Below are 22,841 nucleotides of genomic sequence, written 5' to 3' on the forward strand. Positions count from 1 at the left end.
ATGAATGTCTCGAATTTCAATCCGCCGGTCATAGTTCCATTGTAGGCCATGATGCCAACCAGGTAGCCACGGTGAGTGGTTTTCTCGCCGTGGGCTTCGTGTTCAATCGTCGAGGAAAGGCCCACGGCGAGAAAACCACTCACCGTGGCTACCAAAACCACTGCCCGCTCGATTTCCTATTGATTTGTGCCCGTGGCACTGGATAATCAGGGGAACTGTTCCAGGAGATTACCATTATGTCCAGTACCGCCTCGAATCCGTTCTCGCACGACGAAGCGACACACAGGGACAAACTGAACCGCTAGCGCTACGCGCGAGCTTTGGCCAATGTTGCCCGGACCTGCGAGACCCCTTTCGTCATCGGCTTATTCGGCAAATGGGGAACGGGCAAGACCATCGGTGACAATCGAGGGCCGCAAGGCTGCTGAGTCAAGCGAATTATCCTGAAAAATCTGACGGGTTGGGCAATTTGGTCGGAGTGGACAATTTGTCACCGGTCGGGGCCGGATCGCGTCCCGACGGAGCCGAAAATTGGGGTTTTTGGAGGGGGTTGGGAGGGTTGTCAGGTTGGTCAAGTTGGTGGATTCCGTGAAAGTGTGCAATTTGTGATTTACCGCATATTGGGACAATTTGGCGGCAAATCTGGCACACGGTTTTGCGGCGGGAATCGTCCTCTCAATCGGCCAACTGGGACCGTATAGCGTTTCAGGATTCCGAGTGGCCGTCCTCCTCTGGTGTATCAGAAAAGGTAACAGCAGCGTCCAATCCCCTGCCGCTGCGAGGTAACGCGACCGGAAGTCGGGCCGATGGAAGAGTCTGGAGCATTGATCCATTGAGCTCGGGGAGGTCGCCTGCAATGAACGCTGAATCATTTAGCCTGAAGGCTCGCCGCACTACGCGAGTCCCGCTGCGAATGCCGGTTCAGGTGACGATCCAGGAAGCGAATCAGGCGAAGGATGTGGATGGGTGGACCGTGCTCGTCAATATCCACGGGGCCAAGATTGAATGCAAGCAGCGGATGCAGGTCGGGGAGAGGGTCAGTATCACGGTGCAGGTCAATCGCAAGACCCAACGCGGAATCATTGTTTGGAGTGCCTCGGAGGCCAACGTCAATGGGAACTTCGAGTTTGCTGTGGAGCTCAATGACCCCGGCAACTTGTGGGGAGTAGGGTTCCCGCCTTCGGATTGGAAAGAGGTCCGGGCCGGCGCAGGTCCCGTGGCCGTTCCGTTATCGGCGACGGCAGCGAGCGCAGAGCCGAACAAAACCATCACTTCCGAGAAGCCCGTTACGCAAGCCAGCGCGCCGGAGCCGAAGAAAATCGTGATTCCCGGCTATGAAATGAAGCCGATCGTACCATTCACCGTTGCGCCCGTTAGCCTCACTGCGGCGCTTCCTGCGGTGGAGCCGCCGCCCGTTGCGGAGCCAATTGCGGAGATAGTTGCCGAGCCAAACGCGAAGCCAGTTGCTGAGATAGTTGCCGAGATGGAAACACCTGTCCCCGCAACCAGCATCCCTGAGCTTCAGGAAATGCCGATCATGGCCAGCCCCATTGAAATGGAGACCGTGGCATTGCCGTGGCTGATGGAGACCAGTCCGATCGAGATGGTAGTCGCGCCCGCGCCCGTGGACTTCCGTGACGAAATCAATGACTGGATGAAATCGAGAGGCGCCAATTCGCCCTTGACTGAGCCCGTGGAGAGCCAGATAGAAATCGTCGAGCCCATTCCAGTTGCGGCGCCAAGTGAAATTGCGGCGGTCGCACCAAGCTTTTCCGAGGTCGAGCAACAGTTAACTCCGTCGGCAATGATGATCGCACAGCCCGAACTCATCGAGACCATTCAGGAGATGGCTGCTGTGCCATGCGAGACGACCTTAGCTGAATCGGCGATAACCATTCAGCCTTCGGTGCCGTCCGTGGCAGAAACCATGCAACCGCCGATGCCGGCATCCGTGCCACTTCCGATCAGCGCGTCTGCATCTTCCCTGCCTACGGCCCTGCCGATGGCCATGCCTATCGTCCTGCCTATAGCCCTGCCGATGGCGATGCGGGAGTCCATGCCCGCGCCCGCCAACTCTGCGAACGATCGCTTCTCCGCGCTGTTGAATGAGCTGGTGGAATCAGCGTTACAGGCGCGCGTGGAAGGACTGATTGACCGAGCCGGCGCGCGCCTGGAATCGCGTATGGCAGAGGTCGAAGCTTCGGCGTTGGAACGCACCAACAAGCGCATCAGTACGGCGGCGGAAGATCATTATGAGCGGCTCGACCAGCACTCGGAGTCCATGGTGGCCGCGCGCAGAATCGAGTTCGAACAAGGGTTGACCCAGTTCGCCGAGGCCTCTGAGGCAGCATCGACGCGACGCCAGCAGGAGATGGTGTCTCTGGCTGAACAAGAGCTGCGGCGGCAGGCCATGGAGGTCTCCGACTCCTCCCGAATCCAGGCCCAGCGGCAAGCCGTGGAGGTCGCGGAAACAACGCAGCTCAGCCTGGCGACAAAGATTCAGGAAATGCTGCCGAAGGTCGAGCAGGGGATTGCCGAAAAGTGTGGTCAGCAAACGGAACAGATTATTACGCAACGCCAGACTCAGTTTGAAGCCATGCTGGCAGCGAACATCGAAGCCGCTCGAGCCTACTGGCAGGAGCAGATGACATCCATGCAGGCCTAGGGATTTCATGCGCTACAGGGAAAGCTGAATGACCACATCGCGCAATGCTCGACCCTTGCTGTCCAGAAGATGGAACTACGTATGGTGCAGGAGGCGGAGCGCGTGCAGGAATCATTCCTAAAGCACATCATTGCCGAGCTGTCCGGCAAACAAAAAATATGGATGGAGATGACTCAAAGGGACATGAACCATCTGGCGGATGTGGGTGCGCGTCAGGTGCGGCTCCAATTAAGTCAGGTCTGCTCGGCGATTAGTGCGGCGCTGATGCAAGATGATAAATTCTTCTCGAGTCCATCCGCTGGAATCGATTCGATCGCCACAGAACCGGTATCAGTTCCCGAGAAATCCGTAAGCTCAAATGTCTAACATTCATTGAATCGGCGGCGGACATTAATTCGCTTGCGGGCGTGGATTCGCCCACCGGCGCCGATTCGTTAGTATCCTATTTCCTCCCCACTCCTTTCCTCCCCACTCTGGGGTGCGCTCAGCCGCACGTGTCTGGTGCCCAAGCCCAGTCCAGCACCCACCCCAATTATCAGCTTGAAGTTTCGGTCGCGGAGCGGTACTTTCTTGGTGTAGAAATTTGTCCGCACCAAGCCCTGTATTGTGGATATTCGGCGTTGTTCGGAGAAGCCAGGATGCACTCCGAATCATATCTTGAGGAGGATATTCGATGTTGAAATTTACTATTCGCCTGCCACTTCTATTGCTTTATCTAGTGGCTATAGGCACCCAGTTGCAGGGACAGGATACTCGGAGCAATGTTCCCGTTGCATTGATTAGCTATCCCGACCTGATTGTTCATAACGGCAAGATCGTGTCGATGGACAACATCGACCCGCAGGGTCCGGTAGGCAACACCTATCAGGCGATGGCGGTGCGTCAGGACATGATTCAGGCGCTCGGGAGCAATACGGACATGCTGGCTCTGGCCGGCCCACAGACTAAAAAGATTGACCTGAAGGGACACACGGTGGTTCCCGGACTGATTGATGCTCACAATCATCTGCACAATGGCTTTGTCTCCGATTGGGCGCGCAAGAATCCCGGCGAAGTGCTCAAGCTCATGCGCGAGTTCGAGGTGTCGGGCAAGACCTACGAAGACTTGACCAAGGGCATTGAGCTGATCATCAAGGAAAACATGGCCGGAGCGCCGGAAGGCCAGTGGGCCTACATTAATTTGGGCGGCGGTGGGTCTTCAGCCGCGGGCCTGGGCGTGATGTACCTGCGCACCAATCAGATGACGCGCGAGCGCCTGGATGAACTGGCTCCCAAGCAGCCCGTGATGCTGGAGGATTCCTCGAACTACTTGATGAACACCGTGGCCCGCAATGACTTCATGGCATTGTTCGACGTCGAAACGACCGACCACAATGAAAAGGCCGCGATGTCCAACCCGCGCGTGGATCGCAATCTGGTAGCCGAAAAGTATTTCCGGACGCGCATCCCGCTGCTGGCCAACATCATTGAGGATGGCTTGAATCATTTCGCCGCGATGGGCTTCACCGGATACAGCTCGCACATTGTCGGACGTCCCATTCACGATGCGTTCAATACCTTGGCACGCGAAGGCCGCATGCCGGTTCGCTTCGGCTGGGCGCATCGCGCCTGTCAGGCGATGGTGGTGGACATTCCGGTTTGCTTCTCGCGCCTCGGCGACATTGCCGGACACGGCGACAAGTATTTTTGGAACGTCGGCGTAACCCTCGGCGCGCTCGATCTGGACGTGCCCGTGGCCTGCACTTCCATGGAGGCCATTGACCCGCGCTTCAAGGCGATGGAGCAGTGCTGGGCCGAACCCGGCGGGCCATATTATGAGGCCATTTACACGGCCGTCAAGAACCGTCTGCGTTATGTGATCAATCACAACAACGGCGACAAGGGTGTAACGCAGTTTATGGACATCCTGGACCGCGTGATGAAAGAGGACCCCAGCATGGACATCGAGTACATGCGCTCACGCCGCTTTACCTCCGACCACTGCCCGTTCTACCCGACGCAGGAGCAGATGCCGCGCATGAAGAAGTTCAACATGCAGTTCAGCTGCGGCGCGCATGAGCTATCGTCCGACCACGGCTACTCGATCGGGAAGATTTACTCGGAGAGCTACGCCAATCGCGTGGGCCCCATCGGCAGCCTGATGAAGAACAACATCATGGTCTCCAACGAAGGCGGCGGCAGCGGCATGAGCGACGTCAACCGCACCACCTTCGCCCGCTGGTTCCCCTACATCAATCGCACGCGCACCGACGGCGTGGTGCTGGCCAAGGAAGAAGCCATCAACCGCGTGCAGTTGTTGAAAATGAGCACCTCGATGGCCGCCTACTATGTGCTGAAGGAGAAGGAAATCGGCACGCTCGAAGTGGGCAAGCTGGCCGACTTCATCGTCTATAACAAGGACTACTTCACCGTGCCGGAAGCTGATATCCCCAGCGTCTATCCCATGATGGTAGTGGTCGGCGGCAAGACAGTCGTGCTGCGCGATGAGTACGCCAAGCAAATTGGTCTGACTGCCGTCGGTCCGCAGCTCAAGTTTGAATGGGCGAAGGAAGCGGCACCGGACAAATTGTTTGACCCGCTCGAGTTTCTTAATATTCAGCGCAGGGCGGACTAGCAGCTAGTTAAAAAAACCGCATGGATTGTCATTCCGAGCGTAGCGAGGAATCTGCTTTTTGCTTGCCCCTGCTGAAAAAAGCAGATTCCTCAACCCGGCAAAGTGTGCCGGGTTTTGGATTGACATCTCTAGTTTCGGAATGACATCTCTCAGAGATTATTCATTGATCGATCAGGCGAGGAGTGGGATTGTGAAGATCCTTACGATTGCGAGCGCGGCGAGAGCGTTGCTGTTGCTGGTTGTGTTGTCTTTGACCGCTCCCGGTGCAGGGGCGCAGGGTAGTGATGAAATCTGGAAGAAGATCATGGAGTCTGCCTCCGATGCCTTGAAAAACAACAAAGCCGAAGAGGCGTTGATTGCTTTTCAGTCTGCCATCAAGGAGGCCGAGAAGTTTGGTCCGGAGGACGCGCGGCTGGCCTCCACTATATTGATCGTCGGTAAGTATTACTACACGCAGAACCAATTGCTGGAGGCCACGACGCTGGTGCGTCGAGCGATCGCGATCCGCGAGAAGAATCTGGGAGACGCCAGCCCGGAGCTGGCCAGCATCGTGGACTCATTGGCGAGCATGTATATCAGTGAAGGGCAGGGTAGTGAGGCTGCTCCTCTAATGCGACAGGCGCTGGCGATTCGCGAGAAGGCTCATGGGCAGGAACACCCGGATGTGGATGCCAGCCTGAATCGTCTCGCTGCGCTCTACGATGCGCAGGGCAACTTTTCGGAGGCCGAGACGCTTCTGAAGCGTTCGCTGGCCATCCGGGAGAAGGTGCTCGGAGGCGAACATGCGCTGGTGGCCGCCGCGCTGAATAATCTGGGAATACTCAATCAACGTCAGTCGCGCATGGCCGAGGCCGAAACGTTTATGAAGCGCGCGCTGGCTATCCGCGAAAAACAGTTTGGCACACAGCATCGCGAGGTGGACAACAGTATCAGCAGTCTGGCCGCGCTGTACCGCGACCAGGGAAAGCTGGCCGAGTCGGAAAAACTTTTTGTCCGCTCAATGGCCATTCGCGACAACACTCTGGGCATGTCGAATCCCATGAACCCATTGCTGGCCGCCGGTTTGACTGACTTGGCTCAAGTGCGCATGGCCTTGGGGAAATATGCGCAGGCGCAGCCCCTGCTGGAGCGGGCGCTGTTAATTGAAGAAAACTTTTCAGGCAAGGAGGATCCTGCGATTACCGCCACCCTGCTGAATCTCTCCCGCGTTCACGTGCAGCAGAAACAATTTGGACCCGCCGAACAGTTGCTGAAGCGGGCGCTCGCCATTTTAGAAAGGTCCTCCAACGCCCAGCACATTTCTCTCACGCCGGTGCTTACCGCGCTGGCGGATCTTTACGACCAGCAAGGAACCTATCGCGGCTCGGAGCCGTTGTTGAAACGAGTGCAGGCGATTCTGGAAAAATCAGGAGACGAAAATTTGCCGCTGCTCGCGGCCACCCTGGATGCGCTGGGTCGTCATTACGCTGTCCAGCAAAAATACGCCGACGCCGAGCCGTACTATAAGCGCTCGCTGGAAATCGCCGAAAAATCCCTGGGGGCCAATCACCCGCTGCTGGCCGACGTACTGGATCACTATGCGGAGTCACTCCGCAAATCCAACCGCGCCGCGGAAGCCGCGCCGCTCGATGCCCGCGCCAAGGCCATCCGCGCCAAATAGCGAATGCAAGTTGTTGCAGCAGCACTTGAGTTTAGCGAATTCGTGGCGTATCCTCGTCCCATCGGAACTGTCGGCATCCGAGGATTCTATTCATTTGAGGTGAGAACATGATGTTGAAACAGAAACGCGCGAATTGGCGGCCTGAACTATGGCTAGGCGTGGTCATGGCTGGATTATTGGCGGGCGCGCCGAAGCAGGGATTGCAGGCACAGGCTCCGCCGGCCACCGACGCCCCGGCGGTTACCATTCCGGTGGGAGCCGACAATGAGAATCACAAGAAGGATCCCATCCGCCTGATCGGCAATATCTGGTGGGTTGGACACTCGCAGGTAGGAGCATTTCTGATCAAGAGCTCAGCGGGCTACATCATGCTCGACACGACCTCAACGGCGGAGGCGCCGTGGGTGCGCGAGAATCTGGAGAAGCTGAAGATCAACCCCCGCGACATAAAAATCATGCTGAACAGCCACACGCATGAAGAGCACATGGGTGGATTCCCCATGTTCAAGGAGCTGACCGGCGGCAGCATCACCATGTCCAAGGCCGCTGCGGATGAAGTCGCCACCGGAGGCCGTACTGACTTTCGCGAAGACGGCAGCGAGCGGTACAAACCATTCAAGACGGACAAGATCATCGAGCAGGGCGGAAAAGTAACGCTGGGCGATGTCACGCTGACGGCGCACATCACTCCCGGCCACACTAAGGGCTGCACCAACTGGACCACCACGGTGCAGGAAGACGGCAAAACTTACAACGTGCTGTTTTTTTGTGGCATGGCCACGGCGGGCATTGATCGCGCGCCGCTGCTTGATAATCCCAAGTACCCCAACATCGTCAGCGACTACCAGCAATCGTTCAAGCTCCTGCGCTCGCTTCCCTGCGATGTATGGCTCTATCCGCGCGCGACCACCATTCGCTTGCAGGAAAAAGAAGAGCGAATGAAAAAAGGTGAGAAGCCCAACCCGTTCGTTGATCCGGCCGGCTGCCAGTGGTATATCGATGAATACGAATACGAGTTCAACGACCAGCTTACGCAGCAACTCCGCGTCAGGGCCGCACAGCGATTGAAGGAATCCATGAAGAAGTAAGGGTGCGATTCATTCCGTTACATTTGCAGGAGGGGCATCTGATTTCAGATGCCCCTTTCTATCTTCGGCAGCTACGTTCCTTTGGGAGGCCAGTCAGGCGATGCTTGATTGGAGACCCGCGTGAATTCATCAGTTTCGCGCAGGGCAGGAAACGCGAAGGCCCATAACGCCACTACCAACAACGAGCCGACTCCGCCCGCCAGTACGGCCGGAACTGCGCCAAACCAATGCGCGGTGAGTCCGCTCTCGAATTCTCCCAGTTCGTTGGAGGCTCCAATAAAGATCAGTTCAATGGCAGTCACGCGTCCGCGCATCTGGTCTGGCGTGGACATCTGCACGAGCATGTTGCGGATGATGATGCTGACCATGTCACAGGCGCCCACCATGAACAGTGCTGCCATGGACAGCCACAAGTTGCGTGAGAGTCCGAACAGAATAGTGAAGACTCCGAACAGCGCGACGAAAATGAAGAGGGTAACGCCCACGCGTTTTTTGACGGGACGAAATGCCAGGATCACCGCCATGGTGGCCGCTCCCACCGCCGGCGAGCTGCGCAACAGCCCCAGTCCCCACGGGCCGGTATGCAGAATTTCGCTGGCATAGACGGGCAGCAGCGCCACGGCTCCACCGAACAGCACCGCGAATAGATCGAGCGAGATGGAGCCGAGCACAACCTTCTGCCGGCGAACGTAGCGAAGGCCCGCCCAGATCGAGTCCGCGACATGCTCCAGTGCTGGACGTGTCTGAACCTTCATCAGCAATATTGCTGAAATGATCGCCGCTACCACCGCGCTCGTATAAACCGAAGTGGGGCCGCCGAGAAAGCTGTATGCCAGTCCCCCCAGCGAAGGCCCGATCAGCACCGCCGCTTGGTAAAACGTGGCGTTCCAGGCAATGGCGTTTCCGAAGTGATGATCGGGCACGAGCATTTGCAGGATGGATCGGCTGGCCGGGCCGCTGAAGGCCCGCACCACGCCCACCAGGACCATGATGGCGTAGATGTGTGATACGTCCGGCGTAGCGGAGCGCGTCGCAAAGAATAGCAAAGTGGAACTCAGCGCAAATCCAGCGTGGCAGATGATCAGCAGATTGCGGCGGTTATAGCGGTCGGCGGTGTGCCCCGTAATCAGAAATAGCAACAGCCCCGGCAGGAATTGCGCAAGCCCAACGTAGCCCAGCGCCAGAGGCTGGCGGGTGATCTCATAGACCTGCCAGCCCACCGCCACCGATTGCATTTCCAATCCAATGATGGCCACCAGCCGTGCTGCCTGAAAATAGACAAAGGCGGGATGCTGAAAAGCCACACGCCCGGCTTTTTGCGTGTCCATGCTGGCGCTGCGTGAAGGATCGGGCGAGAGCGTACTCCTCGGAGAGTTCATGACGGATTAGTGTGCCATAAATCGGAGACGGCCCGCGCTCGGCCACTGGGTCGGATTGCTTTACGCTACTCCGGAGACACGCACTTCCGAATAAGTTGCGGTACCCGTTCCCGTATCCGGGATACTCGGGGTATCATGGACGTACCTTGATACCCCATCCAGCGAGGTCTCGGGATTTCGTACAAAATCGAAAGTGTGTCATATCCTGTTTGAATACAATTTCCGAGGAGTGGCTCCAACCCGATGGCTATAGCCCTAATAGAAAATATTTGTGGATTGAACCATTCCCCAATGAAGTCAAAAGGACGCGCAAGAAAGTTTATTGTTTTGCTGGTCCTTCTGATCGCCAGCGCGAGTCCGGGCAGAAGCCAGCAGAGTCCTCCCGCCGATACGCGGACGACACTGTCGTCGTCCGCCACGCGCATCGACAAGCCCATCAATCTTGACGGCACACTGGATGAGGGAGCTTGGCAGAGCGCCACGGCTGCGAGCGGGTTTGTGCAGTCCGAGCCGCGGGAAGGCGAAGCAGCCACCGAGCGGACGGAAGTGAAAATTCTATTCGACGCCAATAACCTCTATGTCGGCGTGATCTGCTTTGACTCGCAGCCCGATGGCGTGATGGTCCACTCGTTGAAAGAAGACTTCGATCCTAACGATGCAGATTATTTTCAGGTGATCCTGGATACCTATCAAGATCAACGCAGCGGATTCCTGTTCGCAACCAACCCCATGGGCGCCAAGCGCGACTCGCAAGTAACCGATGAAGGCCGCGCTACCAATACAGACTGGGACACGGTTTGGGACGTGCGCGTGCGGCGGACCTCCGAAGGCTGGTCGGCGGAGTTTGTGATTCCCTTCAAGAGTCTTCCCTTCAATGAGGCGCGGTCGGAGCAGACCTGGGGTATTAATTTCGCGCGAAACATTCGACGCAAGAATGAGCTGGATGTCTGGTCTCCGATGCCGCGCCGCTTCGGCATCACACGACTATCGCTTGCCGGTGAGCTGCGCGGCCTGGAAGGAATTCAGCGCGGACGCAATCTGCGGCTGAAGCCCTTCATCGTGGCCGAGGTGAACCGCCTGGCGCAAAGCGATCACAGTGTTTGGAAGACGAAGCCGGGGCTGGACATTAAGTTTAGCGTGACACCCAGTCTGACGCTGGACCTGACCGGCAACACCGATTTTTCACAGGTGGAGGTGGATGAGCAACAGGTGAATCTCACGCGCTTTTCACAGTTCTTCCCGGAGAAGCGTGAGTTCTTTCTGGAAAACGACGGCCTGTTTCAGTTGGGTGATGTGCCCGGCGAACGCGGCCCGGAGCGTGGCCGCGAGACGCAGCTTTATTTCAGCCGACGCATCGGCCTCTCCGACGCCGGTGACCCTCTTCCCATTTTGGGCGGCAGTCGGCTTTCCGGACAAGCGGGCGGCTACCGCATCGGTCTGCTCAACATGCAGACGAAAAAGTTTGGTGGCCGGCCCGGTAATAATTACGCGGTCGCTCGTTTGCGCCGCGATATTTTTTCAAACTCCGATATCGGCGTAATCTTCACCAACCGTCAGGCAACCGAGGGCAAGGACTACAACCGTGTCTGGGGCACCGACGCCAATTTCAAATTTTGGCAGAACCTGGACCTCAACGGCTACATCGCGCAGTCCGCCACGGACGGGTTGACAGGAGAAAACTGGACCCGGAAGGCGCGGGCGGATTGGCGGGATGAGAACATTCGGATGAATGTCGCCTATAGCGACGTCGAACAGAATTTCAACCCGGAGATCGGCTATACGCAGCGACCCGGTATCCGCTACTTCAGCTCCCGCAATGAGGCCTTCGTCCGAACATTCTGGAAAAGTTGGCTGCGTCAATTGCGCCCGCACGTCTATTACACTCGTCAGACGGACCAGCAAAACCGCCCGGTCTCGAAGGAAGGCCACTACGCACTGTTCGAGTTTCAGCTCCAAAATGGCTCGGGATTCGAGATCTTCTACAATACATTCTACGAGCGGCTGGACGTGCCTTTTGCCATTCGCCGCGACATTCCCAAGCAGCCCAACATCTCCATTCCGGCGGGTCTCTATCAATACGACCAATGGGTGTTCGAACTCAACAGCGATCCCAGCCGCATGTTTTCGTCCAGCGTGACATTCAAGACTGGAGATTTCTATTCCGGCACCACCAATCAACTCACCGTCAGTGGCGACTTCCGCCCGTCCTATCACCTGCTCGTGCAGAACCGTTACAGCTATAGCGGCGTCGATTTGAAGGAAGGGTCATTCTCGACTCACCTGTTCCGATCCCGCATGGATTACTATCTCAGCACCCGCGCATTGTTCAACGCCTTCGTCCAATACAACACCGACCGCAAGCAGGTAACCTCGAACATCCGCTTCAACTTTATCCACCGCCCGTTGAGCGATCTGTTTCTGGTCTTCAACGAGGCGCGCGAAGTTACCGGCGCGCGCCGCAGCGACCGGGCCCTCACGCTGAAGTACACGCAACTATTCTCGTTCTAGGGCTTTCCATCCTGTCTCCTGGCTCCTGTCGCCTGCTTCCTCCAGGGTTTGTCGCGCATTGACAAGCGACAATGCCGTAAGCTATCGTTGCCCTTTATGAGCATGAATCGGCACAATCACGCGAATGAGGACGCCAATCGAAACGCGTCGCTGCGGTGCCGTTCCTGCTAATGAAATGCTCGAAAGATTAGCAGTCAAGCGGCCCGCCGGAATGCACGGCGGGTTTTTTGTTGTGAACCAGAAGCGGCTCCCCCTCCTAAGCGGTGTCATCCCGAGGAGCGTCGCGACGAGGGACCTGCTTTTTGTTTTTTATTTATGACCAGACGTGAGCCAATCCGTGCCGTCAAAGGGATGCGCGACATCCTGCCGCCGGAGTCCGCGCTGTGGGCGCGCATCGAAGATCAGGCCCGCGCTGTCTTCCTCGCCTACAACTATCAGGAAATCCGCACGCCCATTGTTGAACCGACCAGCCTTTTTGTTCGCAGCGTCGGCGAAGAGACCGACATTGTCGGCAAGGAGATGTACACCTGGACCGACCGCGACGAGTCATCGCTCACGTTGCGTCCCGAAGCCACCGCTTCGGTGATGCGCGCCTACATTGAGCACCGGCTGGATCAGCGCATCGGCGTGAAAAAATATTTCTACATGGGCCCGATGTTCCGTCGTGAGCGTCCGCAGAAGGGCCGTTACCGCCAGTTTTTCCAGATTGGCGCGGAAGCCATTGGCTCGGAGAGCCCCGTGGTCGATGCTGAGGTCATCGAGATGCTGGTCGATTATTTGGGTCGGCTTGGCGTGAGCGGATACGACCTGCTGGTGAATTCAGTGGGCTGTAAGCAGTGCCGCCCGGCGTATCACACTGCGTTACGCGATGCGCTGGCGCTGGTGAGTGGTACGATGTGCGTAGATTGCCAGCGGCGTGCCGAGACCAACCCGATGCGCGTACTCGACTGCAAAATCCCCGCCGATCAGCCGATCATCGAGAAGTTGCCCACACTCGCTGGTTCGCTGTGTGAAGGTTGCAAGAATCATTTTGCTCAGGTGCAGTTGCTGCTGAACAGCCGGGGTATCGCCTACACGGTTACGGCCCGGCTGGTGCGCGGGCTCGACTACTACACGCGCACGACGTTTGAGTTTGTGCATGGCTCGCTCGGTGCGCAGAACACGCTGCTTGGCGGCGGACGCTATGATGGGCTTTCGGAAGACCTCGGCGGACCGCCCGCGCCCGGCATCGGGTTTTCGATTGGCGAAGACCGGCTGGTGCTCACCTTGCAGGATGTCGCGCCAAAGTCCGAAAAGGATCAGCCCGATGCGCTGGGCGCGCGGCTTCCTTTGTATATCGCATGGATGGGCGAGGTAGCCTACCGCCGCGCTGCGGAGATCGCACGCGAAATTCGCAATCACGGAGTTGCAGTGGAGATTGCTGCCGACTCGATGAAGTTGAAGCGCTCGCTTGAAATCGCCTCGAAGATCGGCGCGCAACGAGTATTGATTATCGGCGATCAGGAACTCGCTGAAGGCCGGTATCAATTGAAGAATATGGCCACCGGCGAGCAGCGCAGTGTAACCGCGGAAGAGTTGCTGGTGATTTACGATCAGCCGCTCTCGGACCCGGAAGTCTGCGCGCCCGAGGCCGACAAAGGGACTACTCCGTAGGAACGGAACGCTCAAAGGTAGAGACTATGACACTCGATCATTTGCCGCCGGAATTGCGGCGCACCGCCAAGTGCGGAGAATTCAGACAGACACACGCGGGCACCAATGTCGTGGCGATGGGTTGGGTCGCGCGGCGGCGAGATCTCGGCAGCCTGATCTTCATCGATCTTCGCGACCGAGCCGGCGTGGTGCAGGTGGTGTTCAATCAGGAGACCAACGCCGCGCTGCACGAGCGCGCCGAGGATCTGCGCTCCGAGTATGTAATCGCGGTGGAAGGCAAGATCATTCAACGCGCCGTCGGAACGGTGAACGCGGGCATCCCCACTGGCGAAGTCGAGCTGATCGCCGAACGCATATACATCTTGAATGACGCGCGCACACCCCCGTTCCCTATTGAGGACGGCGTGCCCACGGCTGAGGAAGCGCGTCTGCGCTACCGCTATGTTGATCTGCGCCGCCCACGCATGCAGGCCAATCTCGAGCTGAGGCATCGCGCCAATTTTGCCGTGCGTTCCACGCTGAACGATCACGGGTTCCTGGAGATTGAGACGCCCTTCATGACGCGCTCGACGCCGGAGGGTGCGCGCGACTATCTGGTGCCCAGCCGGGTGCAGCCTGGAACTTTCTACGCGCTGCCGCAGTCTCCGCAGATATTCAAACAGTTGCTGATGGTGGGTGGCTGCGATCGCTATTTCCAAATCGTGCGCTGCTTCCGCGATGAAGACCTGCGCGCCGACCGCCAGCCGGAGTTCACGCAGATCGACTTGGAGATGACTTACGCGCAGCCGGAGCTGATCTACAACGTGGTCGAGGAGATGCTGGTCAATCTGTGGAAGGCCGGCGGGTTTACGATTCCGCGGCCCTTCCCGCGCATCAGCTACGACGAAGCGATGGCGCAGTACGGCAGCGACAAGCCCGAGATGCGCCTGCCGCGCATGTTCGACGCCAAGCCGCACTTCACTGCCGAGGATATTCAGAAACTGGCTATCGAACCCTCGCTGCCGTTCGTGGCGTTTAGAGTGCCCGCTTGTAGCGGGCTATCACGCAAGGAGCGCGATGAGCTGAAGCCGGTAGCCACCGAGCGCGGCGCTAAAGTTTTCGACGATGCCAGGGCACTTGAGAAGCACTATCCACAAGCGGTTGCTGGATTGAAGAAGGAACTCGAGTGGACCGAGAATGACCTGCTGATTTTGGTAGGCGCGCCGCTGGGCAATGGAGAGGCCGCGCCAATCGCCGGGCCGAATCCGGTGAATGCGGTATACACCGCGGCGGGCGCGCTTCGTTTGCACGCCGGACAGAAATACGCCGCGAAGCACGGCCTGTTGCGTCCCGATGATTTCCGCTTCCTGTGGGTGCTGAATTTTCCAATGTATGAATGGGACGCGGAGGAGAAGCGTTTCAACGCTGCGCATCACCCGTTCACCTCGCCTACCGACGACACTTGGGAGATGCTGGAGTCCAACCCCGGCGCGGTGAAGGCCAAGGCCTATGACATCGTTTTGAACGGCACGGAGCTGGGGAGCGGCTCGATTCGTATTCACCGCAAGGATATCCAAAGCCGCATCTTCACATCGCTCGGCATGAGCGAAGAGCAGGCGAAGCAAAGGTTCGGATTTTTCCTCGACGCGCTGGAGTACGGCACGCCTCCGCACGGCGGCATCGCGCTGGGTCTCGACCGCATCATCATGATCCTGGCGGGCGAAAACTCCATACGCGAAGTCATCGCGTTTCCCAAAACCGCGCGCGCCATGGACCTGATGTGCGAAGCGCCAACGACGGTATCGTCCACCCAGCTGCGCGAGCTGGGCATCGCGCTGAAAAAGGATCTGAGCTAGATCAGAGCCCCGACCGCGAGGGAGGGGGTACGCTCAGCTGTAATAGATAACTGTTGAATGTGCCCCCTCCCTCGCGGTCGGGGCTCTGATGAGATGATTTCATGGGCCGCATCCGCATCCTTCCTGATAATGTCGCCAACAAAATTGCTGCTGGCGAGGTCGTCGAGCGACCGGCGTCGGTGGTGAAAGAGCTGCTCGAAAACTCGCTTGACGCTGGAGCCACGCGCGTGCGCATCGATGTGGAGGCGGGCGGCAAGCGGCGCATTCAGGTAGTGGACGACGGCTGCGGTATGGGTCGCGACGACGCCATGCTGGCCTTCGAGCGCCATGCCACCAGCAAGCTGCGCTCCGCCGAAGATATACTTTCTATTTCCACTCTTGGCTTTCGTGGCGAGGCGTTGCCGACCATCGGCGCGGTCTCGCGACTGTTGCTGGAAACGCACAGCCCCGAGGAGCGTGAAGGTACTCGCGTTGAAATTAACGGTGGCAAGCTAATTGCTGTTGACGCCGCCGGGTTGCCCTCGGGCACCTCCATCACCGTCAACGATCTGTTCTACAACATGCCGGCGCGGCGAAAATTTCTGCGCGCGGAATCGACGGAGCTTTCGCACATCTCTTCGCTGGTTACGCACTACGCGCTTGCGTATCCGGATAAGTCGTTTCAGTTGCGCACGGCCACGGGTGATCTGGTGAATGTTTCGCCTGCCGCGTCGCTGCGCGACCGTGTCTTTCAGTTGCTGGGACAGGAAACGCTCGACGAGATCATCGAGTTCGGTCCGCTCGTGAAGAATCTGGAGTTGCCCGCCCACGCGACACCGCCGGGTGAAGCGCCCGAGCGGCCGGAGATTCGCTTCCGAGGATTCCTCTCGCGTCCGCAGATCCAAAAGCTCAATCGCAATTCCATTTATCTGTTTGTCAATCAACGCATGGTGCGCGATCGTGTGCTGCTGCACGCCATTCAGGAGGCCTACCGCAACCTGATGCCCGGGCACTGCTTCCCCGTGGCACTGCTGTTTCTGGAGATGCCGCACACGGAGGTGGATGTGAATGTGCATCCGTCCAAGGTGGAGGTGCGCTTCCGGCATCAGACGCTGGTGCATGACCTGGTGCGCGACACGCTGCGCGAAGCGTTGATTGCCGCGCGCCCCCTGCCCGCTTTTCCGGAGCCTGCGGCAAGAACCACGAGTGCGATGCAATCTGGCGGTAATGATGTGAATCAAGCGGGTGCCCCTGCTGTCTCGCTCGGAGCGCCGCTTGAATTGGATAACCCAGAGTTGCCACCCTCTACGGAGCGGCTCCAATTCAATGTGGCATCCGCGCCGGGCAGAGAAGCGATCTCCACTGCAACGATGCGAGAACTAACGGATGCTTTGTATGCGCCGGGACTAACGGCCAGCGTGTTGGTTCCTCCAACTATTTCATCGACAGCGCAGACGGAGAGTGCGGGGCCACAGCTCGACCTCAATGAACTGCTTCCGCTGGGGCAGGTGCGCGACAGCTTTATCGTGGCCTCCAGCGCATCGGGGCTGTGGTTGATTGATCAGCACGCTGCGCACGAGCGAGTACTCTACGAGAGGTTTGCCTTTGACCGCGACCAGGGTGCGGTTGAATCGCAGCGCATGTTGATGCCATACATTTTGCGGCTGACGCCAGCACAGATGAGTCTATGGAGCACGATCTTAAGCGAGCTGGAGCGGTCAGGTTTTGAAGCCGAGCCATTTGGCCAGAATACGATTGCGGTTAAGGCGGTGCCAGCCAGCGTACGCAGTGATGATATCGAGAAACTTTTGCGCGAGTTGATCGAGACGTTCGAGCGCGAGTCGCGCGGCTACACGGATGAGGCCGCGCGGCAGCGCATTGCCGCGTCGGTGGCCTGCCACTCGGCGATCAAGATCAACACGCCGCTCGAGCCGCGCAAGATGGCGTGGCTGATCGCCGCGCTGGCCGCGACGCGCTTCCCCATGAGCTGCGCGCACGGTCGCCCCACGGTGCTGCGTTATGGAATGAAGGAAATTCTGAAGGCCTTTCATCGCATCTGACCCGGAGCCCACGCGAACCATGAAGCCGCTAATCATCGCCATTGACGGACCCTCTGGTGTGGGCAAGAGTACGCTGGGCCGCGCCTTGGCCGCGCGTCTCGGTTGCTCATTTGTGGAGAGCGGGGCGATGTACCGCGCGGTGGGATTGAAGTCAATCGAGAGCGGCGTGGCCAGCAATGATGCGGTCGCTGTTGCAAACCTGGCCGAGCAGATTGCGATTCGTTTCGTGGAAACTGCCGCCGGAATGCGCGTCCATCTGGATGGCTGTGATGTCACGGAACGGATTCGCGCAGCGGATGTTACCGACGCGGCGTCCATCGTCTCCACCATTCCGCGCGTGCGCGAACTCATGGTCGTTCATCAACGCGCGTTGGGTGATTCCACCCACAGCGTAGTAATGGAGGGGCGCGACATCGGCACGGTGGTGTTTCCGAGCGCCCACCTGAAGATTTATCTGGATGCCGCCCCGGACGTCCGCAGCACGCGGCGTTTCAACGACGGGGAATCGGTGGGACAGATCACCAAGAGCGAAGTGCAAGAGCAGATCGAGGAACGCGACCGCCGTGACCGGACCCGGCAGGCCTCCCCGCTGATTCCATCTGATGATGCGGTCCACGTAGATTCTTCGCAACTCACGGCGGCGGAGGTGCTGGAGCGCGTCTGGTCCATGGTGGAGGCTGTGGCGGCACGGAAAAACTGAGTTGCGATTGTCCCCAACAAGCTTCATATCTTGCTAAAATACTGCGGTGCGTGAGTAAGTTTACCTACGGACATTTGATTCACAAAGGCTGCAATTACAGGTGACAAATAAACTCAAGTCGGTCGCCGCGGTCGTGAAGACCATCCCCGACGGCGCGCACATTGCGCTCGGTGGATTCGCCATCGCGCGCAACGTCATCACCGTCGCGCATGAGCTGATCCGGCAGAATCGCCGAGAACTGACTTTATCGCAATGCGTGATGGGCCTGGACACGGACCTGCTGGTCGGAGCCGGATGCGTGAAGCGGTTGATGGTGGGCGGCGGATCGCTCGATCGCTTCGGTCTGGTGCAATGCGTGAATCGCGCGCGCGAGACGGGCGAGGTGGAGTCGCTGGATTACACCAGCCTTTCAATATGCTTTTCCTATCTCGCCGGCGCGCTTGGCATCTCCTTCATCCCCATTAAATCAATGATCGCCTCCGAGGTGCTGGAGCGGCTGGAACGTGGTGGTGGCGCGGATTACATCCGTCGGATGGACTGCCCGTTTACCGGCGAACCTTATGTGTTGTTGAAGGCGATTCAGCCGGACGTGTCGCTGGTGCATGTGCAGGTGGCCGATGAGCAGGGCAATTGCCAGATACACGGGCCGCGTTGGGAGAACGAAGAGCAAGCCAAGGCTGCTCATCGCATCATCCTCATTGCCGAAGAAATCGCGCCAACGAGTTTATTTCAGCAGCATCCCGCACGCACGATCATCCCAGCGCACCGCGTCGAGGCCGTGATTCATCAGCCGTTCGGGGCGCATCCGACCTCGGTATACGGTTGTTACGACTACGACTCAGAACATTTGAAGCTATATGTGGAGCGCGCGCGCACACGCGAGGGCGTGAAACAATATATTGACGAATTCATTTACGGCACGCGGGATCACGCCGAGTATTTGGAGAAGGTCGGCGGCGCGGCGATGCAGGAAAAGCTGAAGGCCGATCCCGTGCTGGGATATTAGTTACCCCAGTTAAAATAGGCAGGCGACAGGAGCGAGATGAACGCGGTACGCACGAACGAGATCATGGCGGTGGCGGGCGCACGCGAGCTGCGCGATGGCGAGACCGTTGTCGTCGGGCTTGGCCTACCACAGGTGGCCTGCATGTTGGCGCGGCGCACTCACGCGCCGGGGCTGACTTCGCTGTTGGAGATCGGCGTGGTGAACACCAATCCCATCGACACGCCGGTGGGATTGGCCGACTCGCGTATATTTCACGGAGCCACCTGCTGGAGCGGGTTCCTCGACATTTTGGGAATGAACTTGCATCGAGGTGTGGTGGACGTGGGGTTCCTCGGATCGCTTGAGATCGACCGACATGGTAACATCAACACCACGTTGTTGAAGGACGAAACAACCCCTGGCCAGTCCAAGGTCAAATATTTTAACGGGAGCGCGGGAGGCAACGATGTCGCCTCATTGGCCAAGCGTGTGATCGTGATCATGCGGCATGAGAAACGCAAGTTGCCCGCCGTGGTTTCGCACATCACCTCACCGGGCTACGTCGGCGGAAAAAGCCGCGCCGAGCTGAACCTGCGCGGCGGGGGACCTCACCGCATCATCACTGACATGGCCGTGCTTGGATTTCATGCCGAGACGCGCGAGGCGATGATCGTCTCCGTGCATCCCGGCATACGAGTGGAGCAGGTGCGCGAGAACACCGGGTTTCCATTGCTCGTCCTGGAGAATGTTCCTGAAACACCGTTGCCCACCCCGGAAGACCTGCGCATACTGCGCGAAGAGATTGACCCCAAACGAGTCTATTTGGGTTAGAGTCACAGACTGCGCCTGATCACACGTGGTCCAGTAACAATTCACGCAAGGAGAGTTACGCCGTGGTATTCGACATTGAACTAAACTCCGTGGCCCATTACCCCGCGGATGAATTAATGGAACTGGCTCCTCGTGTCGAGGACGCAGGCTTCGACTGTTTTTGGAAGGGCGAGTCGAACTCCACTGATCCCATCGTTGCGCTCACCGGCATTGCCGCGCGCACCAAGACGCTGAAGGTGGGCACGGCAATTTATCACATCTACGGTCGCAGCCCAATCACCATGGGCATTCAAGTGGCCACGCTGCAAGACCTGTCGCACGGCCGGTTGATACTCGGTCTCGGTGTGGCGAACAAGACCATCGCCGAGTGGCATGGCGGCGTGTTCGACCGCCCGCTGCGCCGCATCCGCGAATACACGGAGATTGTTCGCAAAGCCGCTGCCGGTGAGCGCGTGGAATACACTGGCGAAATCTACAGCACCGGCAAGCGCTTTCAACTCTCCTGGAAGCCGCGCTATCCGCAGATTCCCATCTACCTTGCGGGACTGGGGCCGAAGATGACGCATCTGGTCGGAGAGATCAGCGAAGGCGTGGTCATCAATATGGGCATCCCCGCGAAGGTGCGCGAGATCGCCGGGCGCGTGCAGCAGGGCGCTATTGACGCGGGCCGCGATCCCAAAAAGGTGGAGATCATGGCTAAGGTGCGCGTCTGCGTGCATCCTGACCGCGCGGTGGCACGGCAGAAGCTGCGCCAGGTGCTGACGTTTTACAACATCGCCGACCACTACAGCAAGATGCTGCGCGAGTGCGGCTTCGAGAAGGAAGTGGACGCCATCGCCGCCGCGTTCAAGGCCAACGGATTCAAGGCCGCGCAGGCCGCGCTGACCGATGAGTATATGGACAAGCTGCCGGTGATTCCCGCGACGTCTGTCGAGGAAGTGCGCGACCGGCTCGCGCCGTTCGTTGAGTCCGGAGTTACGCGCTTGTCCGTGCCGTACGTTCCAGCGCAGGAGCCAAACGCAGAGGACGCTGCCCGCTTTATTGAAGGCTGGAGAAGGACCGCAAAATAATTTCTTGGATAATAAATCAGTCAATCAATCCTGTGGAGGAAAGTCATTATGTGCGATTTTGCCGCCGATTCAGAGGCCGCTCGTCAGTTGCTGGTGGGCCGAGTGCTCACTGTGGAGCGCGTGCGCGAGTTGAACGCCAAAGATTATTTTTACCAGATGCTCAAGGACAATCCGGAGATCACCAAGATTCATCCCGGCATCGAGAATGAGTTGCTGCGCGGCGCGATTGATTGCCACATCCACGGCTATCCGGATTTTGTGCATCGCTCACAGGACATGTTTCAGATCGCGGTGGACGCCTCGCGCGCCGGCATGCGCGCGCTGGCGTTTAAGGATCACTGGAACGTCAGCGCCAGCTCGGCCTATCTGGTGCAGCGCCACATCGACTCGCTTATCGAGCGCGGCGAGTTGACGCATCCCGTGGAGGTCTATGGCGGCACGGGCACCTGCTTCGGCGCGAACCCGGACGCAGTGCGCGTTGCGTTGCAATATCCCAACTGCAAGATGATCTGGTTTCCGACATTCACTTCGTTCGGCTTCTGGCGCGGCACAGGAAAACGCCCCGACGGCAAGTTGCAGCGCACCGACGTGCGCCTGGTGGGCGACAACGGCGAAGTGTTGCCCGAGGTGCAGGAGATCATGGAGATGGCCGTGGCTAAGAAGGTCGGCATGGGATTCGGCCACACAGACTTCAAGGAACTGCTGCCGCTGGCGAAGCTCGCCAAAAAGCTCGGTGTGCGCGCCACGCTCGATCACCCGCTGCTGGAGTTAAACAAGCTATTGCTCGATGAGATGAAGGAACTGGCCGACCTCGGCGTATACGTCGGGACGTACTGCCAGCCGATGATCCCCAGCCTCTACCAGCCCGTTGCCGATCCGATGGAAACGGTGAAGACCATCAAAGCCATCGGAGCCGACCGCTGCATCATCGGCAGCGACTTCGGCCAGGTGCTGCACATGGACTCGATCGACGGCATGCGCGTCTTCATCCGCGCGCTGCTCGGCTTCGGCATCAGCGAAAAAGAAGTGAAGGTGATGCTGCAAGACAATCCCGCAAAACTGATGTGGCTGGATTCACCATCCACCGACTTTGCCAAGATTTACAAGGAGGCTCCGCCGGTAGTGGCACATTAGTTCATGATTTGGAACAGGGAGACATGCACATGGCTGGCAAAATGCTGAAAATCTTTGTCTGCGGTTAGAATCTGCCATTTGCGATTCAGAGCCACAGCACAGATAAGTAAGTCCACCGGGGAACCGGTTATGCCTGCCATACGACAGTCATTGAACATGCGGGCAGCTTGCTCGTAGTCCTCTCGAGTCATTTCAGCGTCATCGAAAAGCCTCAGTTCCTCACGCAACCCCAGAAACTCGCTCTGTTCGCGTATGCCCGAGAGCATCTCCTGACGGATCGCTCCGATAATTTCCACCCTGCCTTCCAGGATCAACTCTGTAAGCACTTCCTTAAAGCGCATCTGCTCCGGGTTCAGTCGCTTTTTGGTTGCTCGCAGGGCAACAGACCATACAGACGTGTCAACGAGAACTTTCACAAGCGCTTTCTCCGGCGCTCAACTTTATAGTCGTAGTCGGGATCCCAATGCAGCGTGCCGAATAATGAGATGATCCGACGCTGCTTGATCCGCTTGATATACTCCTGCAGCGCGACAGTGACCGCATCCTTCTTGGTCTTGTGTTTTCCGATTCGCCGTGCCTCTTCAATCAGCTTGTCCTCTATTGCAAGATTAGTCGCCATCCGAAGCACCTCCTACAATTAAGTCTACACAACAGAGTGTGTAGCTTCAAGTGTGATGGAT

General features: G+C 58.2%; 18 protein-coding genes. 15 read left to right on the top strand and 3 right to left on the bottom strand.

Translation table 11 applies throughout. The features are described 5' to 3' along the window. Positions 1 to 320: 320 nt before the first annotated feature. The 6 genes from EXQ56_00430 (at position 321) to bla (ending at position 8,027) form a co-directional block, all read left to right on the top strand. Positions 321 to 428, top strand: a complete 108-nt coding sequence (locus EXQ56_00430) for a hypothetical protein (GenBank protein MSO18926.1) — start codon at positions 321 to 323, stop codon at positions 426 to 428. Positions 429 to 856: 428 nt separating this feature from the next. Then, entirely contained in the window at positions 857 to 2,665 is a 1,809-nt protein-coding gene (locus EXQ56_00435; protein ID MSO18927.1) for a hypothetical protein, read from the top strand. A 69-nt stretch (positions 2,666 to 2,734) separates the two neighbouring features. Next, positions 2,735 to 3,031 (top strand): hypothetical protein, encoded by a 297-nt coding sequence (locus EXQ56_00440; protein MSO18928.1) that lies wholly within the window; start codon positions 2,735 to 2,737, stop codon positions 3,029 to 3,031. Positions 3,032 to 3,338: 307 nt separating this feature from the next. Then, a complete protein-coding gene (locus EXQ56_00445; GenBank protein MSO18929.1) occupies positions 3,339 to 5,279 on the top strand; it encodes a hypothetical protein in 1,941 nt (646 codons plus the stop codon). 139 nt (positions 5,280 to 5,418) lie between these two features. Beyond that, the gene (locus EXQ56_00450; GenBank protein MSO18930.1) at positions 5,419 to 6,939 is read left to right on the top strand and encodes a tetratricopeptide repeat protein; all 1,521 of its coding nucleotides are present in this window, start codon (positions 5,419 to 5,421) and stop codon (positions 6,937 to 6,939) included. Between the two features lie 107 nt (positions 6,940 to 7,046). Next, entirely contained in the window at positions 7,047 to 8,027 is a 981-nt protein-coding gene (gene bla / locus EXQ56_00455) for a subclass B3 metallo-beta-lactamase (GenBank protein MSO18931.1), read from the top strand. Positions 8,028 to 8,098: 71 nt separating this feature from the next. Here bla and EXQ56_00460 read toward each other — a convergent pair whose 3' ends face one another. Further along, entirely contained in the window at positions 8,099 to 9,355 is a 1,257-nt protein-coding gene (locus EXQ56_00460; protein MSO18932.1) for an MFS transporter, read from the bottom strand. Positions 9,356 to 9,649: 294 nt separating this feature from the next. On the opposite strand from EXQ56_00460, the gene EXQ56_00465 reads away from it, so the two are divergent. The 9 genes from EXQ56_00465 to EXQ56_00505 all read left to right on the top strand — a co-directional run bounded on the left by EXQ56_00465 (position 9,650) and on the right by EXQ56_00505 (position 22,161). After that, positions 9,650 to 11,914, top strand: coding sequence for a hypothetical protein (locus tag EXQ56_00465; GenBank protein MSO18933.1), 2,265 nt, complete (start codon positions 9,650 to 9,652; stop codon positions 11,912 to 11,914). Positions 11,915 to 12,229: 315 nt separating this feature from the next. Further along, positions 12,230 to 13,567: a histidine--tRNA ligase gene (locus EXQ56_00470; GenBank protein MSO18934.1), complete on the top strand. Its 1,338-nt coding sequence runs from the start codon at positions 12,230 to 12,232 to the stop codon at positions 13,565 to 13,567. 26 nt (positions 13,568 to 13,593) lie between these two features. Then, on the top strand, positions 13,594 to 15,402 hold the full coding sequence (gene aspS / locus EXQ56_00475) for an aspartate--tRNA ligase (GenBank protein ID MSO18935.1): 1,809 nt from the start codon (positions 13,594 to 13,596) through the stop codon (positions 15,400 to 15,402). 101 nt (positions 15,403 to 15,503) lie between these two features. Further along, entirely contained in the window at positions 15,504 to 17,441 is a 1,938-nt protein-coding gene (gene mutL / locus EXQ56_00480) for a DNA mismatch repair endonuclease MutL (GenBank protein ID MSO18936.1), read from the top strand. A 19-nt stretch (positions 17,442 to 17,460) separates the two neighbouring features. Beyond that, entirely contained in the window at positions 17,461 to 18,141 is a 681-nt protein-coding gene (locus EXQ56_00485) for a (d)CMP kinase (GenBank protein MSO18937.1), read from the top strand. An 88-nt stretch (positions 18,142 to 18,229) separates the two neighbouring features. Next, positions 18,230 to 19,147, top strand: a complete 918-nt coding sequence (locus tag EXQ56_00490; GenBank protein ID MSO18938.1) for a CoA transferase subunit A — start codon at positions 18,230 to 18,232, stop codon at positions 19,145 to 19,147. A gap of 36 nt (positions 19,148 to 19,183) precedes the next feature. After that, the gene (locus tag EXQ56_00495) at positions 19,184 to 19,957 is read left to right on the top strand and encodes a hypothetical protein (GenBank protein ID MSO18939.1); all 774 of its coding nucleotides are present in this window, start codon (positions 19,184 to 19,186) and stop codon (positions 19,955 to 19,957) included. A 62-nt stretch (positions 19,958 to 20,019) separates the two neighbouring features. Beyond that, positions 20,020 to 21,027 carry an LLM class flavin-dependent oxidoreductase gene (locus EXQ56_00500; GenBank protein MSO18940.1) on the top strand — a complete coding sequence of 336 codons (1,008 nt, stop codon included), beginning with the start codon at positions 20,020 to 20,022 and terminating at the stop codon, positions 21,025 to 21,027. Positions 21,028 to 21,075: 48 nt separating this feature from the next. Then, positions 21,076 to 22,161 carry a hypothetical protein gene (locus tag EXQ56_00505; GenBank protein ID MSO18941.1) on the top strand — a complete coding sequence of 362 codons (1,086 nt, stop codon included), beginning with the start codon at positions 21,076 to 21,078 and terminating at the stop codon, positions 22,159 to 22,161. Here the strand turns inward: EXQ56_00505 and EXQ56_00510 are convergent. Both EXQ56_00510 and EXQ56_00515 read right to left on the bottom strand, forming a co-directional pair. Beyond that, positions 22,158 to 22,577, bottom strand: a complete 420-nt coding sequence (locus EXQ56_00510; protein ID MSO18942.1) for a PIN domain nuclease — start codon at positions 22,575 to 22,577, stop codon at positions 22,158 to 22,160. The genes EXQ56_00505 and EXQ56_00510 overlap by 4 nt on opposite strands. Then, a complete protein-coding gene (locus tag EXQ56_00515; protein MSO18943.1) occupies positions 22,574 to 22,780 on the bottom strand; it encodes a type II toxin-antitoxin system VapB family antitoxin in 207 nt (68 codons plus the stop codon). The genes EXQ56_00510 and EXQ56_00515 overlap by 4 nt, the downstream gene beginning before the upstream one ends. Positions 22,781 to 22,841: the final 61 nt, after the last annotated feature.

The organism is Acidobacteriota bacterium (genome assembly GCA_009691245.1).
Lineage (GTDB): Bacteria > Acidobacteriota > Terriglobia > 2-12-FULL-54-10 > 2-12-FULL-54-10 > SHUM01.